Source organism: Halobacillus sp. K22, from assembly GCF_052246795.1.
GTDB lineage: Bacteria > Bacillota > Bacilli > Bacillales > Halobacillaceae > Halobacillus.
In genome coordinates, this window is sequence record NZ_JBQQCN010000045.1 from 1 (window position 1) to 15,416 (window position 15,416).

A 15,416-nucleotide genomic window follows, 5' to 3' on the forward strand; every position below is an offset into this window, starting at 1 on the left:
AAAGGAATTCTCTTTTAAGCTTGGGTAGTTGTTTGGAACAAGTAGAGTAACTCAAACCTTTTCCGGTTTCCTTGTAGGCACGGCTCCATTCGGAGAGGAAATGATTGAAGACAAAACGAGCGCAACCTATTGTCTTAGCGATGAGCGATTCTTGGGTTTTATTTGGATAGATCCGAAAGTTATACGCTTTATGCCTCAACCTTTCCACCTCCTAATCAGGAACGTATGTTCTCTCTTTAGGATATCACGGAGGGGAGAATATTCAAAGGCATTCGCCTTACGGCGACGGCATTCATCTCCCCCTTACCACCGGTCTTCGACACGCCGCTTGAAGAGGGAGTCTTCTGCCGATGAATGATAAATTGATGAATTCAAGAACGTTTCAATTGTTCGGAGGATTAACATATAAAGTGGAAACGAACCAGAAAGTAGTCGCCTTAACTTTTGATGATGGCCCCACAGAGAATGTAGATAACATTCTCACATTGTTAAATAAACATAATATAAAAGCTACTTTTTTTCTAATTGGGAATGAAATTGAAGAAAATAAGCAAGAAGCAAAGAAAATAGTAAATGATGGTCATCAAATTGGAAATCATTCTTATTCTCACCAACGTATGATTTTTAAATCACCTTCGTTTATCAAAGAAGAAATTGAAAAAACAGACGAGATCATTCGAAACATTGGTTATAAAGGAGAAATAGACTTCCGGCCACCAAATGGAAAAAAGATTGCAGGATTACCTTATTACTTATCTAAGCATAACAAGGACACCATAACTTGGAACCTTGAGCCAGATACAGTTTACACTGATGTTTCCAATAAGATTGAATACGTTAACGAAAATATAACACCGGGCTCCATTATTTTAATGCATCCCATGTACGGCAATACTGGGGAAGAATTAAAAGCCCTTGAAGGTATCATACAATCATTATCAAATAAAGGATATGAATTTGTAACAGTTAATGAACTTCAGAGTTTAATGTCTAACTAAAGATAGCATTAATAAATTATCATTTCTTAATGAATTCATAAGAACTTACTTGAGGGGGAAAAGTGATGAAAATACTTAGAATAATTTTAGCGACTATTGTAGTTGCTCTATGCAGTTATGGCCTGATAACGGGTGCCGCAGAAATAATATTACCTTATGTGCTGCTATTAATGGGTGGATATCTTCTTATTATGGGGGTTACCGAATTTCAAAAACGAAAGCCGATCGCTTTCACATCAATCCTTGCAGCTGGATTTAGTTTTTTCGTTGGGATTTATACTTTATAAAGCAATCTAATACATGAATGATTGCCTCGAAATCAAATCATATATTAGCGATCGATTTAGTTGAAGAAAAGCTAAAAGATATCCAAATCAAGTTTTCAGGTAAAGGAGGTCAATCTTTGATTATTGCTATCCTCTTTCTTTCTGCACTCTTTTTAATCATGTTGAAAGTTCCAAACAGGATTTCAAATAAACCATTTGAAAAAAAATATAAAATACACATTCTTATTGCAGTTGTAACGGCTGTTTGTATCTCTATCATTGTGTTACTCCTTGATACACTAGGCGTAGGGGTTAAATTCATATTGGTAGGTGCGGGGACTATATCGATAGTGGCTAACTTGAACAGGACAAGATCTATTTACTTACATCATAGAAAAAATATGAATACTGAATATTAAAGATAAGGGGGCACTTGCTTAAACGAGTATTTTCCCTCCATACATATGTAGACTGAGTGTAAGAAGGGGGGTTGGATTCTTCTGATGAAATAAGAGAGAGATAAAGTTAAAGGGGGGGAGAATTTACATGGGTAATCAGAGAGAAATAAAAGAACAGTTGTACTCTTTAGAAACAACTTTACTTAAGGGGGAAGTTCGTAAATCCGAAAAAATATTAAATGAGTTATTAGCGGAGGACTTTGTCGAATACTCAAGCACAGGTGAAATTTATGATAAAGACAACATTCTGAATCGCTTACCAAGTGAAGACGATCCTGGGATAATTATGAGTAACTTCGAGATAAAGTACCTTTCCCCAACATCTGTACTTACTACTTTTAAGATATTTATAGAAAGTAAACAGAAGCACTCCTTAAGAAGCTCTGTCTGGAAATATAATGATGAAAAATGGCAAATGGTATTTCACCAGGGAACTGTTACGGACCAATGAATTAAGGAACGTTATTGTAATACCAAATAAAGTTGATCAAGGCTGGGGGAATAAAGCAAAAGTGGATAATCAAAAATTTAATGAGTTTATTAAAATTGCAAAAGAACTAAATGATAATGGAATTATTCCGTTATTGATGGGATCGGTTGGCTTAGAAGTTGTTACAGGTAAGAGTTGGCAGGCACAAGACTTAGATATCCATGTGCCTGGAGATAAAAGAGGATGGGAAATACCGCCCGAATTGAATATACATAAATGGAATGAAATTGTAAGTATTATGAATTCGATGGAATATGACTTAATGGATTTACATGAACATGAGTTCTCGAAAGAAGGGTTATCCGTTGAATTTGGTATAATTGACACGTTGCCAGACTTTGCAGGAGTGCAGTTAGAGGACTTAGAAATGCAAAAAATGCAAGGAGTGAAATATTATTTGTTAGGTCCTGAACAATATTTAAGAGTTTACGAATCTTCATCGATGGATAGTTATCGAGCAGATAATAATAACAATAAAGATTTTAGAAAAATTGATTTCTTAAAAAGTATGATCTATACAACTTGAAAATAGTTGATTTTTGCTAACTACGAGCATAACTTTAATACTTTCTGAGAGACATTTTAATTTCCAATCTAAACAAACTGGGGCGATTGTGTAATAGTGCTCTCGCCCCTTATACCATACTGGTTAAGTTATTTGACTTCTTTCAGATGCTCTTCCAGACGGTTCCAAGTTTCAGTGATGCCTTGTAACATACCCATATCCATAACTTTATTTAGAGCTTTCGGAGAATCATATTCTGTACGGTTAATCAGCTTCATCTTGTCATCCATATCGATGAATTCCAATCGGATCTCAGAAGATGGCATTGTTTCGTCAATATTACCATCTGCATCTGAGAAATAATCGGTGCAAGTAATCATCACTGGTTCCATAATATCCCTGTAAATAACTTTCCCCCAAGATTCCATACCATAATATTCTCCTTGATTCTGATCCATACATTTCATACAGAAATGCCATGTGCCACCCGGTCGGAAATCAACGTGGCAAATTGGAAGTTCCCAGCCAATTGGTCCCCACCAATGCTTGAGATGCTCAGGTTCTTTAAACATTTTAAACACGAGATCGCGAGGTGCATCGAAGTTTCGCTCCAGAATTACCACCTGTTCGTTCTCTATTCTAGTTTTCAATTCATTGATTGACAAATTAATTCCTCCCTCCAATTGTAAAACGTGTTGCTTTTACTTTTCATCTGAACTAGAAAGTTTATTATCTTCACTAGCGTCAAAGTTAAATACATTTCCATAAGGGCGTATGGTGTTACATTATGGATCACCTCCAAGTTCTTCACTTTAATCGAAGTTACTTCTTGGTGTTAAAGTAATCATTCCCCTCCAGCAATAGTTCTGTCAAGGAATACTGCTGAAGTTTTATCAAAATGGCATGAAATACCTATTTGGAAGTTTCAATGTCTTGTGGGGTAAAGATAAAGCTGAAGTGGCCATGCTGAGGTAGACTCTAAAGCTTATGAAATGAAGGGGCAATACTCTAAGATTTGTTTAATTTCCGTTTTTAGCAACAGCTACAATCTTCCCTCAAATTTTACAATTGCCGATCTACAGAAAGGCTTGCGTTTTGAAGCGAAGCTGCTGTGTGACGTTATGTAAGAAGGAGATATGGTAATCTATCAAGTGAGAGAATGAGAACTTCTCACTAAAAAAGTTTTCTTTATCATGAATATTTAAACTTTTGTTTCCAATGGTTCGGATGTGAAAATTCGCATTAGGGATGGAAAACAATAAAGGCGGAATGGTTTTTACCATCCACCCATTGATATTGTCATTAACATTTTTTATTGAGGGTTTTTAGGTTTTTGTTCAATCTTTTTAGTTCCTTTTTAATATCGTTTAGTTCGTTTTCTATTCCAGAATATGATGGAGAAGTTGATTGAGAGATAACTTTTAGGATGCTTGATAAATCAAATTCAATTGAGTCGTTTGATACATTGATGCCCGCCAATTTATCGAATAATGTACCCTCCGTCGATAATGTGGAATAAAGTTTCAGCAAGCTGTTTAGATCTATATCATTTGAATGGGAAATGTCTTCTTGATCTTTTCTATAATTATCATCAAAGTTTTCCAATGGAATGTCCCCCTTTCGTGTTAGAGTTAATGACTATTCTCTTATCCATAGAGATTTTTAAATTTTAATTAATGGTTCCAAGAATCTCATTGATACAATTGATGACAATTTGTCGTTGCCCACTTGATCCTAGTAAAACAGCTGCCAAAAGAGCCACCAAAAACAAAACAGCAATTAGCACAGCGACTAAGTTTCTTAAAAAATTCATAATTCTCCCCCTTTATCGCAAGAATGGGTGTAGGAGACGTCTTACATAATTACTCTATGAAAATCTATCAATTACGCTTGTACGATAGCCTTTATTTATAGAATTAATATATTCTTCTGCTTTGCATCAAGTCTTGGTTTAAAGGGGGCAAAAAAAGCCCAAAAAGAGTAAATAGGATTTGGAAATTATAGATAAAAATGGAAAGACACGATCAAGACATCAAGAGGGTAATGATATTCATAACGGACGTAAATGATTACTGAATGTCGCCTTGAGATATATCTTTTGATAAGCTTTGGTAATCATAGGTCCCATATTAAAAGGAGGTGTAGTATGCAAAAGGCAATCACGGTTAATTATCAATCCGAAAAAAAGAATAACTTAGATGAGTTAAATCAACTTCTTCAAGAAGGCTGGAAGGTTATATCTCAGAGTCCAGTTGGGCTGGTACCAATGGTCTCTTCACTTGTTATACTGGAGAAAGAATAGAGACATTTTATAATTGTTTGAAGGAAAAAGAACGTTTGTTAAAAAAATCGCCTTTGCAAAGGGCGATTTTTTTTTGGTGAAAAATAACATTAAGGTTATTCAATAAATGTCCAAGTAAGTGTAGGGATCGATAAGAGTTGATCAGTACCATCGCGATACTGGGTGTGCCGAAAAAGTGGAGATAATTGTACAGTGGTATCGGTTATTGAACTAACGAAGCAGCTACATTAATAAATACAAATCAATTTTAACGGAGAAAGTATTATAATTAACTAAGAATTAATACTGCAAAAGGGTGCACAAAAAGTCGGATGGCTAGACTTAACTCTTGATATTCTATTGATGAATGGAGGTCACATGAATGGATTTGCTTAAGGAAATGAACACTGCAATGAAATATATCGAGGAAAACCTTACGAATGAAATAGACTTTAAGGTGGTGGCAAGCTTAGCTTATTGTTCCGAGTATCATTTTAAAAGAATGTTTTCTTTCCTTGCAGGAATAACGTTGTCAGAATATATACGCCGTAGAGGACTCATTTACCAGGGCTTTTCATAATTTTACATGGCGTGACCCCATCGGAAGCAAGGAACAATGGTCAGCAATTAAAAGCATATCCATTTATGACCTTCCAATTATCAATTAGAGGAGGAAATGAAATGAACTATCGAATTGAACAAAAAGAAGCATTTAACATCGTTGGGATCATGAAACGAGTTCCAATAGTTTTTGAAGGTGAGAATCCGGAAATAGCTGCGATGTGGCAATCCTTAACTATGGAAAAGATAGACCAATTACAAAAACTTTCTAATGTTGAACCAAAAGGCATGATTCAAGCCTCTAGTAACTTTTCAGAAGGACGCATGGAAGAAAAAGGGGAACTTGATCAATATATTGGAGTAGCAACAAACCAGGAATGCCCTGTAGATTTTACTAAACTTGAAGTACCTGCATTAAACTGGGCGATATTCGAATCCACAGGACCATTCCCTAACACATTACAGGAAACATGGGGAAAGATTTATTCAGAGTGGTTTCCAACCTCCAACTATCAAGCAACAGAAGGACCTGAAATCTTGTCAATTAAAAGTAAGGATTTATCTTCACCATCAGTAAAGTGCGAAATATGGATTCCGGTTTTGAAAACATAAAATAATATTCGAAATATACCTCTGAGCTGTTGCGACAGCTCATTTTTATTTTCAGCGTTATTGGAGGAATCGAAAAAAGGCAAACGCGCAAAGAAGCTTTTTGATAGGTATGGGTTGCCTGGTTTAACGATTATTGGACCTTTCTTCGTTGGATCTCATATCTCCGCGTTTATGGGGATGAGCTTCGGTTCAAAAAGGAAGATGGTCACAAGATGGATGATGACCAGTTTAGTGTTATGGACTGTCATTATGGGTGTAGCTTCAAACTATGGCGTTACTTTTTTTATGCCTCAAGTAGAAGAAGATGGTTTTTTAATTCGGATTTTCAATAACTAACCTTCCATTAGAGATAGTTTTAATATAGGAATAAGTGAAAACGGACTGCTTTAATGAAGGTAGTCCGTTTATATAATATTTTTTCATGATTCGGTATTTAAAGCCACTGGATGGCCGCATACAATGGAAAGAAAAATAATGTATTTAGTTCAGTTGGAACGATGGCTCTAATGAAAGAGGGGGGGATTAGGAATTATTTCTATTTGTGCTGTATAGGAATAAATGGCAATTTTCAGGGTGGTATAAAGGTAAGGGGAGAGAGAAACTTTCAAAATCTGCTTCCTTAACGCTAGTTCCAGGTTCTTTAGTACTCTTATTATTACCATTTGGATTAGGGTATTTGTATAACTAACGACGACGTTCGCCTTTTGACTAATGGATAGATTAACAATTAGATAGGGCGGGTTGATGGTGAAAGAACTTCACCATTTTTTATTATTGAATTGAATTTTATAGTTATTATTTTTAAGAAACTCATTTACTTCTAATTGATTTTCAGACACTCTCCTAGAAGAACAATTATCAAAAATAGCTACTTATCTTTTTGCGTAAGGATTAAGCCTAATTTGAAATGTAAATATCAATTCTAATAGGAGGAATTCTGAGGTTTATCTTTAATATAGATAATTACAGCAGTTCCTAGGTAAAAGAAAGGGAGAGGATATGATCGAAATGCGCAACTTGAAAAGTTAGCTCTGTAAATATTACCTATTCCATGCTCAACTCCCTAAATAGGATCTTATTCCCTTACTAAAAGGATGAGGTGAATACTATGATTAAAAACCTGGCGATTTGGTTTTCAATCATTATTGGTGGAATTATTTTGTTCATAATCACGCAAATTCCCTTTCAGATGGGGTTGTTTGGTGGATATGAGGGTTTCGGTCTAACAATCATAGGATTATTACAAGCTTTATTAGTGATCCCTTTATTATACATTGGATTACGCTCTTTAAAGATGAGCTTTAGAAAGATAGGTGTGACCACACAGAATTGGAAGCGTGATAGTTTATTGGGGGCAGCTGTAGCGATTGGATGGGCCATAGTTCAATTTATTTGGATCATCCCCAGTACAGGTGGGGCTTCCCGTGATGATATATCTGAAATACTAGTCATGCTTGATACTAATTGGGTGAATATATTGTGGTATTTACCTCTGGGTATCATCGGGGGTGGAATAGTTGAAGAGTTATACAACCGTGGTTTTTTTATTGGCGCATTAGCGGGTATTTTTAACGATTCTAAAGTCGTGCTTTATATAGCTGCCGCTTTCTCCATATTATTTTTTGCAGCAGGTCATTTGCCTGGGGATCTTGTAGAATGGATTGATCTTCTCGTGCCAAGCACCGCTTATACTGTGCTTTATTTATACACTAAGCGGTTAACCGCATCTATGGTCGCTCATGGACTGTGGAACACATTGGTGGTAATTATAGTCACAATCATTTATTCATAGCTCTAATAGAATAGTACAGCTATTTAATTGGGATCATGGAATTCAGTTTAGGAAGGTGGACTTGCCATGCGTGAAGGCTTACTGCATCATGTGGAAGTTTATGTGTCCAATTTAGAGAAGTCAGCATCGTTTTGGGGCTGGTTTCTGGGAGAGTTAGGTTATCAGTCTTATCTAAAATGGAGTGAAGGACAAAGCTGGAAGTTAGGAGAAACTTATTTAGTGTTTGTCCAAACAGAAGATGAATATTTAGACGTGCCTTATCACAGGTGCAGGACTGGTTTGAATCACTTAGCTTTTCACGCTTCCTCGCGTGAAAGAGTTGATGAGATGACAAAGATGCTGAAGGGGAGAGGTATAAACATTTTATACCAAAACGAACATCCTTTTGCAGGTGGTAAAGATTATTATGCGGTTTACTTTGAAGATCCGGATCGGATTAAAGTAGAATTTGTTGCACCCTAACCATGTAACTTTTCCACTATCTTAGTCTTACTTCCACGGGGATGATGAGCCAATTAGAGGCAGTTATCCTTTTTTTGCTTTTGTAAATCTTAATTGAAACACAGATTGACTTAACAAATAGATCTGTGCTGAAAGGTTGTTCGTATGAAAATTCGCTTCTTTTTATTAATTGTTTTTACTGTTTTTATAACGGGGTGCGAACTTCAGGAAGATCAGATTTACTCATTATCATCTCTATTAGAAGAAAAGAAACCTATAGGTACTATAGAGATACGTGAAGATAAATACACCATTTCCGCTAATGAAGAAGCTGAAACGAGCGAACAGAACAAAATAGCTGAATTTGAATCATTGATTTCTGATATAAAACTTAAAAGGGTAAAGCAATCCAACGTCAATGAATTAACGAGGAAATACGCGAGTGATGGTAATATCATGACCATTTCAGTAGCTAATTCAGCAAATCGAAAAAATGTATTATTCATGGACTTATCAAGTGAAGGTAAAGGTATAGTTGTGAGCTTTGAAAACGGAGGATCCACAGACGAAGTATATAAAGTTCATAATGGGCGGCCGGCTTTATATAAAGAAATTTACGATTTCTATGAGTCTATTTATTAAGAAAAATCTATCTAGCTATAAACAAAGCTACCTGTCTGAAGTGACATAAAAGAACTATTACTCAAAAGAATGAATGATATTCAAATGCTATAATTAAATAAGCGAGGAAATCTTATTATAAAACCATATGTATTAGAAAAAGGAGATCGTGTAGCCGTGATTGCCCCCGCTGGATCACCAGACGAAGAACATTTGTTACAGGGAAAACGTGTACTGGAAAAGATGGGACTTGAAGTTGTCATTGGGCGACACGTGTTTGATAATGAGGAAAACCTTGCCGCTGTCGATCAAAAGCGGCTTGCTGACTTGCATGAGGCCTTTGGTGATCCTTCTATACGCGGGATTTTTTGCGCGAATGGAGGGTACGGGACAGCCAAAATAGCTCCTAATATTGATTACAACTTGATACAAAGTAATCCTAAAATATTCTGGGGATACAGCGACATTACATACTTGCTTAATGCCATTCAAAAATACGGGGACCTGGTTACTTTCCACGGTCCTATGGTGGCATCCGATCTGAATGACGAACAAAGAACAAGGGAGACAGAATCTTCGTTTTCATCTTTGTTCACGGGAGAATCTTTGAATTATGATTCTCACAAATCACGTCTTAGCACGCTAACTCATGGTTCAGGAGAAGGGCATTTGGTGGGCGGGAACCTTACGCTGCTCACCAATAGTTTGGGAACGCCTTATCAAGTGAATTCGAACGGGGCCATTCTGCTGATTGAGGAAGTTGCAGAACCAGCATTTCGTGTGGATTTGATGCTTACTCACCTCGAACAGGCAGGGGTATTCGATGAACTTCAAGGGGTTGTGTTGGGTAACTTTCAAGCGGAATCAGACCAATTGATAAAAATAAAAGAAGTGCTTCAAAATTTCTTCGCACATGCTCCATTCCCCGTTGTTGAGAATTTTTACTTTGGTCATTGCCAGCCAAATTATGGTGTACCCCTGGGAGCAACCGCAAAACTCACAACATCGCCGCCGCGGTTGGTAGTAGATTCAGGCTTGTTATGGAAGAGTTGAATGTACAGAATTAAAATTTTTATTAATCTGAGTAAGAATTGTCGAGGGGATACCATATTTATCGATAAGTTTTCAGAGCAAGAATCTAACAACAAGCTTGTAAGAATTTTGAATTCAAAAATTAAGGTTTACTAAAGGCTTGTACACTTGCGTTGGAATTTAAAGGGCTATGTTATTATGCATAGCCCTTTAAACATTTTTAACTAATGGTTCCAAGAATCTCATTAATACAGTCGATGACAATTTGACGTTGTTCACTTGATCCCAGTAACACAGCTAACAAAAGCGCTACCAAAAACAATACAGCAATTAGAACAGCGACTAAGTTTCTTAGAAAGTTCATAGTTCTCCCTCCTTTACCATAGTGGTGTAGGAGACGTCTCTTACATTAATACTCTATGAAATTCTAGCAATTGCGCTTGTACGATAGCCTTTATTAATAGAATTAAGTTATTTAACTACTTTATATTTAATAGCAACCAGGTTATCCGCCCTATATTTTTACGTTTTTTGAATTTTAATTAGAAGAATATTGATAATCTGCTTTCTTATTTATAGAAGGATCTTATTCACATCTTTTTACAATTATTAACTTATGTTACGCTATGCACATTAAAAAAGTGGGATTTTAGTTAATATGTTGAATAGAGGTGTAGATTTTGAAAAAATGCATGTTGATACTACTTTTAATTGGTACAGTAAGCATTTTATTCGGCTGTAGTACAGAGAGCAGCTCCGGTGAAAACAGCAGTGATGAAAAAATTGAGGCTTTTATAGCAAAAACACAAGGCGATGAAAAAGGTGCTTATAAAGAGATTAATTCACAAATAATCATGCGTGGTTCTGGAGACTTACTCAGAGTAGAAGCGCGTAAAATAGAAGACTATTATTCAAAAGAAGGAAAATACATAAAAACGATCTTGCTGCATTCAACTCCTGAAGATGGCGACGTAACTAAGGAATTTAATTCCCCTTTAACACAGCTGATGCCTAAGGACTTTGTTTTTGACCAAGACAAAATATTTCCTGTTGAGAGTGAGCTAAGTGGAGAAGAGAAAGAAAAACTGAAAGAACATATTTTAAGTCAGTTCGAGGAAAAGTTTTGAGCTTAGAAATTGTATGGACGAGGCTTATTCTCACAAAGAGTGAGCTTCTTTTTTTATGTTTTTTCAAAAGTAGTAGGATATTGGTGTAATGATAGGCTTACAACTTTCCAATAAATGTTTACTCCCTCTTCTTGAGGGTATTCAAAACAAAATGCGTTCAAGGAGGAGACAAATGAATTCAAAAGTTAAACTAGCCATATTAGTAATCGGAGCTTTAATAATGATAGTTTCTCTGGTTTATGATTTCACGACAGGTGATGTTGGGTATCGAACCATTAAGGTAATAGGCGTCGTCATCATTTTCGGGTATATGGGATATACTTACTTTTCCGGTAATCGAGAAAGCGAATTATAAAATATACGCTTCTTATATCCTGCCAAATGATCTTAGTTATTAGAGAAGGTGCCAGGCAGCAGTTAATTGCTGAATAGAAGGAATTAAAAGTCTTGTTTAAGAAGTTGAAAGTCACTATCGCCACTCGGAGGTTATTATGCAAGATTTTAAGCTAACGATTGAAATCCGAAAGCCTTCTTATGCACAGAATAGAACCGTAAGAAATTCAATCCCTCGTTCTTTATGGAACTCTGTTCGGAACCATGTTCATGAGAAAAACGATTTTACATGCCAAATATGCGGCTTTCGTGATGAAGATAAACTCCAGGCTCATGAAGTCTGGGAGTACGACGAGGGGAATTTTCTGTTAGTCCTAAAAGATATCCAGTCTTTGTGTAAATCCTGCCATGATTTAAAACATATTCATCATGCTGTACTCAGAATAAAAGACCGTAAAAAAAGAGATTTTGTCAGGCAGAAACTAAAAAAACACTTTATAAGAGTTAACAAATGCACGGAAAATGATTTTGAAAAGCATTATCGAAATCAATTAGCCAGGAGTAATGAAATCCCAGTTAACAGGTCTGTGGAAGACTTATTGGAGACAAGAAAACTGAGAGAAAGAAATGATTTTCTAAACTTGCAGAATTGGCAATTTAAAATAGGGAAAAATGTTCCATTCGCAAATGAGATAAAATTAAATCTTAATAAGAAAGATTTACTCTATAAGGAAGATAGTAGTGTTTAGTCGCAGCTCTGTTTATTGGCTGGAATGACACAAAAATAATTCTAAACAGTTGATATGTAAAATACTTTTGACATTACCGAATCCGTTGTGATAATTTGAAATGGAAAGAACTTTTGACATTTCAAAGAGGTGATTACATTGTTAACCGGATGGGCTGTGTCTATTTTAGTTGGAGTCATCATATTTTTGATTATTGGCCGGTTTACTGGGAATGAGGAGTATGGCGGCATTAACAAGAGTGATGATGAACGCTCTCAATTAATCAAACAAAAAGCCATTGTAGGCAGTTGGACATTTCTTTTCATCGTTTTTGTGATCAACATTATTTTTAGGTTTTTCAATTTAAACACAGGTTTACTTAAAAATGCTCCGTTTAATCATCCAGAGCTATTTTACTTATTACTACTGATTGGAAGCTATTTTGTCTATTACATAATATATAGCAGGCGGTTAAGTGGAAATGCAAAATAAAATTTCTGAACTTCGAAAAAGCGCAGGGCTAACTCAGGATATGTTAGCTAAAAAATGTAAGGTGTCACGCCAAACCATTAACGCTATTGAAAATGACCGGTATGATCCTACGTTACAGCTGGCATTCAAAATAGCAGAAGTGCTTGATACAACTGTAGATAATGTTTTTAAAAATAAGTAATGAGGGACTTTAGTTAAAAGGGGAGTTCTAATGGAGTTAGTCTTTATAAGACACGGGCAAGGCGAACACACCTTAGATTTACCGGAGAGTTTACATACCTCAGACCCTGCATTAACTGAGGAAGGAATCATTCAAGCGAAAACGTTGAAAAAACAGTTCCCATTGTCCAATACTGATGTAATTGTAAGTAGTCCAATCAGAAGAACCCTGCAGACAGCTCAAATATGGAGTGAGGGAGTAAAGTGCCACAAAATAGTCACCCCCTTAGTAGCTCCCAGGATGTTTCCTCAAAATCCAGATTGGCAAACCCTCCCGTGCGATGAAATTCTCACGAAAAATGAAACAAAACTCGACTTCACTGCTTTTCATCTTGAAGAGAAACTATCAAATGGTTGGTGGATAGATGGGATAAATACATTACCTGAAGAAGAGTTTAACGTTATAGCCACCAGGTTTTTAAAATGGTGTAAACAAGTTGGAAAGAAGAGAATATATGTAGTATCTCACGATGGAACAATAACCGCGTATAAACAGTTTATAACTGGCCGAGAACTTACGAGAAATGACTTCCCTAAAGAAACTGGATTTCTAAAAGTTAATTATTAATGATACTAACAGGAGCGATTGTTCAATAGGAACGATCGCTTTTTTAACAGCCTGCCATGTTAGAATAAGATAGAAGATTTGATAGAATACCACTGTATTAAAAGGTTTTAGTGAAATTTTTTCTTATCACCGATGTAGTTAGCCGAGGGTTGAAAAAATCAAGAGATAGTAAAGAAAGGGGCCATATGATAAATAAATTATTAAGTAGTATATTACTGTTTGTGTTGTTTTTCATTGCCGGTTGTGGAAGCGAAGAGGAGGCAGATTTTCAAGGTGCCATTCATGAAGTGAAGGAAGATAGGATCATTGTAGTAGAAGACGAGATTGACCCGGAAGCAACTTATCCAACTTATAAAATCTTGATTGATGAGAGCACTGAGTTCAGTGGAGAGGTTGAAGTATTTGGGGAGTTAGATGAATTCGTAAGCCAATCTGAACAGCCGCTTGTGCAAGTATGGGTAAATGATAAAGGAGAAAATAACGAAATTGACAATCGAACAGCGAGTAAACTTATTGTTGAAAAAAGTAAACCTTAATCGTAAGTAGCGAAACTGCAAGGCTTCCGGTTGGTACGATTTTTAATAAAAAGACCGACTTGAATCCAAGTTAAAAATATCTACCATAAGAAATCAACAATAATTTTTTAATGATATAATTGAAGAACTATAACTCAAAAAGACATGGAAGGGTGGATGAATTATGACTAAACATAAGATCTATACCATGAGTGTCTCAAAAGTCTATCCCCATTATATTACGAAAGCGGAGAAAAAAGGACGAACGAAGGCAGAAGTCGATGAAATCATCCGTTGGTTGACGGCGTATAGCCAGGATGAGTTAGAAGCGCAGCTGGAAAAGGAGACAGATTTTGAAACCTTCTTTGAGGAAGCACCTGAACTTAATCCTTCACGGCGTTTGATCAAAGGAGTGATCTGCGGGGTCAGAGTGGAAGATATCGAAGAACCAACGATGCAGGAAATCCGCTATATGGACAAGCTGATTGACGAGTTAGCTAAGGGTAAAGCGATGGAGAAGATATTGAGGGAATAGCAGTAAGAATGAGGAAACATCGATTCCCATACAAAAATAAAGATAAAGAGTCGTCCTATTGTGACTCCTTATCTTTATTTTTTGTTAATTTTACTTCTAACCTATTGAGCTGATTAGATATAAAAATGAGCAGAGCCACGATAGGTATAAAAAAGGCACTAATACCTAGCAAACCATATAATATCCAGGCTCCTAAAGAAGTTAAAACTAACGTGCACCACAGTAGAATTGAATAATCTCTCACCTGGTATCCCTCCAAATATTCACACTACCATAGAATTGGAGAGCTGAGAACAAAGATCCGCATGTAAAATATATTGGTATTAATTGTAAAACTTTGTGTTAATATGGATGAAAGAATGTTGGAGGTAAGCTTTATAATAATTATCGTTTAAGATTTTCATATCATTCTATAACTTAATAACATTCTTAATCTGTTATAGGGAGTATATTATGTGCGGAATGACTAAATTGACGGAAGTAATGGCGTGGTTATTAATTGCCGGATTTCTCGGGTTTTATTTTTTTATCATTTATCGGCAGAAGACTCCCTCTTCAAGCGCCGTGTCGAAGACCGGTGGTAAGGGGGAGATGAATGCCGTCGCCGTAAGGCGAATGCCTTTGAATATTCTCCCTACCGTGATATCCTAAAGTAAGAACATACGTTCCTAATTAGGAGGTGAAAAGGTTGAGGCATAAAGCGTATAACTTTCGGATCTATCCAAATAAAACCCAAGAATCGCTCATCGCTAAGACAATAGGTTGCGCTCGTTTTGTCTTCAATCATTTCCTCTCTGAATGGAGCAGTGCCTACAAAGAAACCGGAAAAGGCTTGAGTTACT

General features: G+C 36.2%; 26 protein-coding genes and 1 pseudogene. 22 read left to right on the plus strand and 5 right to left on the minus strand.

Annotated elements, in window-relative coordinates; translation table 11 throughout:
* Positions 1-208 (minus strand): helix-turn-helix domain-containing protein (locus ACTWPM_RS20085; RefSeq protein ID WP_443134753.1); only part of this gene is annotated, 208 nt, incomplete at its 3' end.
* Between the two features lie 142 nt (positions 209-350).
* Here ACTWPM_RS20085 and ACTWPM_RS20090 point away from each other — a divergent pair.
* The 5 genes from ACTWPM_RS20090 to ACTWPM_RS20110 all read left to right on the plus strand — a co-directional run bounded on the left by ACTWPM_RS20090 (position 351) and on the right by ACTWPM_RS20110 (position 2,738).
* A complete protein-coding gene (locus ACTWPM_RS20090; protein WP_443134754.1) occupies positions 351-998 on the plus strand; it encodes a polysaccharide deacetylase family protein in 648 nt (215 codons plus the stop codon).
* A gap of 65 nt (positions 999-1,063) precedes the next feature.
* Entirely contained in the window at positions 1,064-1,285 is a 222-nt protein-coding gene (locus ACTWPM_RS20095; protein ID WP_443134755.1) for a DUF3953 domain-containing protein, read from the plus strand.
* Positions 1,286-1,401: 116 nt separating this feature from the next.
* Complete coding sequence (locus ACTWPM_RS20100; RefSeq protein ID WP_443134756.1) at positions 1,402-1,683, plus strand: hypothetical protein; 282 nt, start codon at positions 1,402-1,404, stop codon at positions 1,681-1,683.
* Between the two features lie 127 nt (positions 1,684-1,810).
* Positions 1,811-2,173 carry a nuclear transport factor 2 family protein gene (locus ACTWPM_RS20105; RefSeq protein ID WP_443134757.1) on the plus strand — a complete coding sequence of 121 codons (363 nt, stop codon included), beginning with the start codon at positions 1,811-1,813 and terminating at the stop codon, positions 2,171-2,173.
* Positions 2,124-2,738 (plus strand): nucleotidyltransferase, encoded by a 615-nt coding sequence (locus tag ACTWPM_RS20110; protein WP_443134758.1) that lies wholly within the window; start codon positions 2,124-2,126, stop codon positions 2,736-2,738. The genes ACTWPM_RS20105 and ACTWPM_RS20110 overlap by 50 nt, the downstream gene beginning before the upstream one ends.
* 128 nt (positions 2,739-2,866) lie before the next feature.
* Here ACTWPM_RS20110 and ACTWPM_RS20115 read toward each other — a convergent pair whose 3' ends face one another.
* The 3 genes from ACTWPM_RS20115 to ACTWPM_RS20125 form a co-directional block, all read right to left on the minus strand.
* The gene (locus ACTWPM_RS20115; protein WP_443134759.1) at positions 2,867-3,382 is read right to left on the minus strand and encodes an SRPBCC domain-containing protein; all 516 of its coding nucleotides are present in this window, start codon (positions 3,380-3,382) and stop codon (positions 2,867-2,869) included.
* 637 nt (positions 3,383-4,019) lie between these two features.
* The gene (locus tag ACTWPM_RS20120) at positions 4,020-4,322 is read right to left on the minus strand and encodes a hypothetical protein (protein WP_443134760.1); all 303 of its coding nucleotides are present in this window, start codon (positions 4,320-4,322) and stop codon (positions 4,020-4,022) included.
* A 64-nt stretch (positions 4,323-4,386) separates the two neighbouring features.
* Entirely contained in the window at positions 4,387-4,530 is a 144-nt protein-coding gene (locus ACTWPM_RS20125) for a hypothetical protein (protein ID WP_443134761.1), read from the minus strand.
* Between the two features lie 333 nt (positions 4,531-4,863).
* Here ACTWPM_RS20125 and ACTWPM_RS20130 point away from each other — a divergent pair, with 333 nt between their 5' ends.
* The 7 genes and pseudogenes from ACTWPM_RS20130 to ACTWPM_RS20160 all read left to right on the plus strand — a co-directional run bounded on the left by ACTWPM_RS20130 (position 4,864) and on the right by ACTWPM_RS20160 (position 10,078).
* Positions 4,864-5,019, plus strand: a complete 156-nt coding sequence (locus ACTWPM_RS20130; RefSeq protein ID WP_443134762.1) for a hypothetical protein — start codon at positions 4,864-4,866, stop codon at positions 5,017-5,019.
* Positions 5,020-5,380: 361 nt separating this feature from the next.
* Positions 5,381-6,171 (plus strand): annotated as a pseudogene (locus ACTWPM_RS20135) (GyrI-like domain-containing protein).
* 201 nt (positions 6,172-6,372) lie between these two features.
* Complete coding sequence (locus ACTWPM_RS20140; RefSeq protein ID WP_443134763.1) at positions 6,373-6,507, plus strand: hypothetical protein; 135 nt, start codon at positions 6,373-6,375, stop codon at positions 6,505-6,507.
* Between the two features lie 772 nt (positions 6,508-7,279).
* On the plus strand, positions 7,280-7,963 hold the full coding sequence (locus ACTWPM_RS20145) for a lysostaphin resistance A-like protein (RefSeq protein WP_443134764.1): 684 nt from the start codon (positions 7,280-7,282) through the stop codon (positions 7,961-7,963).
* 66 nt (positions 7,964-8,029) lie between these two features.
* Entirely contained in the window at positions 8,030-8,425 is a 396-nt protein-coding gene (locus ACTWPM_RS20150) for a VOC family protein (protein ID WP_443134765.1), read from the plus strand.
* Positions 8,426-8,569: 144 nt separating this feature from the next.
* The gene (locus ACTWPM_RS20155; protein ID WP_443134766.1) at positions 8,570-9,046 is read left to right on the plus strand and encodes a hypothetical protein; all 477 of its coding nucleotides are present in this window, start codon (positions 8,570-8,572) and stop codon (positions 9,044-9,046) included.
* A 156-nt stretch (positions 9,047-9,202) separates the two neighbouring features.
* On the plus strand, positions 9,203-10,078 hold the full coding sequence (locus tag ACTWPM_RS20160; protein WP_443134767.1) for a S66 peptidase family protein: 876 nt from the start codon (positions 9,203-9,205) through the stop codon (positions 10,076-10,078).
* Between the two features lie 199 nt (positions 10,079-10,277).
* On the opposite strand, the gene ACTWPM_RS20165 is transcribed toward ACTWPM_RS20160, so the two are convergent.
* Positions 10,278-10,421 carry a hypothetical protein gene (locus ACTWPM_RS20165; protein ID WP_173380426.1) on the minus strand — a complete coding sequence of 48 codons (144 nt, stop codon included), beginning with the start codon at positions 10,419-10,421 and terminating at the stop codon, positions 10,278-10,280.
* A gap of 316 nt (positions 10,422-10,737) precedes the next feature.
* Between ACTWPM_RS20165 and ACTWPM_RS20170 the strand changes: the two genes are divergently transcribed.
* From ACTWPM_RS20170 to ACTWPM_RS20215, 10 genes are all read left to right on the plus strand, one after another.
* Positions 10,738-11,184 carry a hypothetical protein gene (locus ACTWPM_RS20170; protein WP_443134768.1) on the plus strand — a complete coding sequence of 149 codons (447 nt, stop codon included), beginning with the start codon at positions 10,738-10,740 and terminating at the stop codon, positions 11,182-11,184.
* Between the two features lie 172 nt (positions 11,185-11,356).
* Positions 11,357-11,539 carry a hypothetical protein gene (locus ACTWPM_RS20175; RefSeq protein ID WP_443134769.1) on the plus strand — a complete coding sequence of 61 codons (183 nt, stop codon included), beginning with the start codon at positions 11,357-11,359 and terminating at the stop codon, positions 11,537-11,539.
* Between the two features lie 136 nt (positions 11,540-11,675).
* Complete coding sequence (locus tag ACTWPM_RS20180; RefSeq protein WP_443134770.1) at positions 11,676-12,266, plus strand: hypothetical protein; 591 nt, start codon at positions 11,676-11,678, stop codon at positions 12,264-12,266.
* A gap of 129 nt (positions 12,267-12,395) precedes the next feature.
* Positions 12,396-12,737, plus strand: a complete 342-nt coding sequence (locus ACTWPM_RS20185) for a hypothetical protein (protein ID WP_443134771.1) — start codon at positions 12,396-12,398, stop codon at positions 12,735-12,737.
* A complete protein-coding gene (locus tag ACTWPM_RS20190) occupies positions 12,727-12,918 on the plus strand; it encodes a helix-turn-helix transcriptional regulator (RefSeq protein ID WP_443134776.1) in 192 nt (63 codons plus the stop codon). The genes ACTWPM_RS20185 and ACTWPM_RS20190 overlap by 11 nt, the downstream gene beginning before the upstream one ends.
* Before the next feature lie 30 nt (positions 12,919-12,948).
* Positions 12,949-13,524 carry a histidine phosphatase family protein gene (locus ACTWPM_RS20195; protein ID WP_443134772.1) on the plus strand — a complete coding sequence of 192 codons (576 nt, stop codon included), beginning with the start codon at positions 12,949-12,951 and terminating at the stop codon, positions 13,522-13,524.
* A gap of 185 nt (positions 13,525-13,709) precedes the next feature.
* Positions 13,710-14,060 carry a hypothetical protein gene (locus ACTWPM_RS20200; protein WP_443134773.1) on the plus strand — a complete coding sequence of 117 codons (351 nt, stop codon included), beginning with the start codon at positions 13,710-13,712 and terminating at the stop codon, positions 14,058-14,060.
* A 163-nt stretch (positions 14,061-14,223) separates the two neighbouring features.
* The gene (locus ACTWPM_RS20205) at positions 14,224-14,574 is read left to right on the plus strand and encodes a DUF2200 domain-containing protein (RefSeq protein ID WP_443134774.1); all 351 of its coding nucleotides are present in this window, start codon (positions 14,224-14,226) and stop codon (positions 14,572-14,574) included.
* Between the two features lie 462 nt (positions 14,575-15,036).
* Positions 15,037-15,225, plus strand: coding sequence for a hypothetical protein (locus ACTWPM_RS20210; protein WP_443134775.1), 189 nt, complete (start codon positions 15,037-15,039; stop codon positions 15,223-15,225).
* Between the two features lie 28 nt (positions 15,226-15,253).
* On the plus strand, positions 15,254-15,416 hold a 163-nt coding region (locus tag ACTWPM_RS20215), incomplete at its 3' end, for a helix-turn-helix domain-containing protein (protein ID WP_443134777.1).

Bases quoted from the DNA above. Each gene is read 5' to 3' on its own strand.
- ACTWPM_RS20090 (WP_443134754.1), top strand. From the start codon at position 351: ATGAATGATAAATTGATGAATTCAAGAACGTTTCAATTGTTCGGAGGA.
- ACTWPM_RS20095 (WP_443134755.1), top strand. From the start codon at position 1,064: ATGAAAATACTTAGAATAATTTTAGCGACTATTGTAGTTGCTCTATGC.
- ACTWPM_RS20105 (WP_443134757.1), top strand. From the start codon at position 1,811: ATGGGTAATCAGAGAGAAATAAAAGAACAGTTGTACTCTTTAGAAACA.
- ACTWPM_RS20110 (WP_443134758.1), top strand. From the start codon at position 2,124: ATGAAAAATGGCAAATGGTATTTCACCAGGGAACTGTTACGGACCAAT.
- ACTWPM_RS20125 (WP_443134761.1), bottom strand. From the start codon at position 4,530: ATGAATTTTTTAAGAAACTTAGTCGCTGTGCTAATTGCTGTTTTGTTT.
- ACTWPM_RS20130 (WP_443134762.1), top strand. From the start codon at position 4,864: ATGCAAAAGGCAATCACGGTTAATTATCAATCCGAAAAAAAGAATAAC.
- ACTWPM_RS20140 (WP_443134763.1), top strand. From the start codon at position 6,373: ATGGTCACAAGATGGATGATGACCAGTTTAGTGTTATGGACTGTCATT.
- ACTWPM_RS20145 (WP_443134764.1), top strand. From the start codon at position 7,280: ATGATTAAAAACCTGGCGATTTGGTTTTCAATCATTATTGGTGGAATT.
- ACTWPM_RS20150 (WP_443134765.1), top strand. From the start codon at position 8,030: ATGCGTGAAGGCTTACTGCATCATGTGGAAGTTTATGTGTCCAATTTA.
- ACTWPM_RS20155 (WP_443134766.1), top strand. From the start codon at position 8,570: ATGAAAATTCGCTTCTTTTTATTAATTGTTTTTACTGTTTTTATAACG.
- ACTWPM_RS20165 (WP_173380426.1), bottom strand. From the start codon at position 10,421: ATGAACTTTCTAAGAAACTTAGTCGCTGTTCTAATTGCTGTATTGTTT.
- ACTWPM_RS20175 (WP_443134769.1), top strand. From the start codon at position 11,357: ATGAATTCAAAAGTTAAACTAGCCATATTAGTAATCGGAGCTTTAATA.
- ACTWPM_RS20180 (WP_443134770.1), top strand. From the start codon at position 11,676: ATGCAAGATTTTAAGCTAACGATTGAAATCCGAAAGCCTTCTTATGCA.
- ACTWPM_RS20190 (WP_443134776.1), top strand. From the start codon at position 12,727: ATGCAAAATAAAATTTCTGAACTTCGAAAAAGCGCAGGGCTAACTCAG.
- ACTWPM_RS20195 (WP_443134772.1), top strand. From the start codon at position 12,949: ATGGAGTTAGTCTTTATAAGACACGGGCAAGGCGAACACACCTTAGAT.
- ACTWPM_RS20200 (WP_443134773.1), top strand. From the start codon at position 13,710: ATGATAAATAAATTATTAAGTAGTATATTACTGTTTGTGTTGTTTTTC.
- ACTWPM_RS20205 (WP_443134774.1), top strand. From the start codon at position 14,224: ATGACTAAACATAAGATCTATACCATGAGTGTCTCAAAAGTCTATCCC.
- ACTWPM_RS20210 (WP_443134775.1), top strand. From the start codon at position 15,037: ATGACTAAATTGACGGAAGTAATGGCGTGGTTATTAATTGCCGGATTT.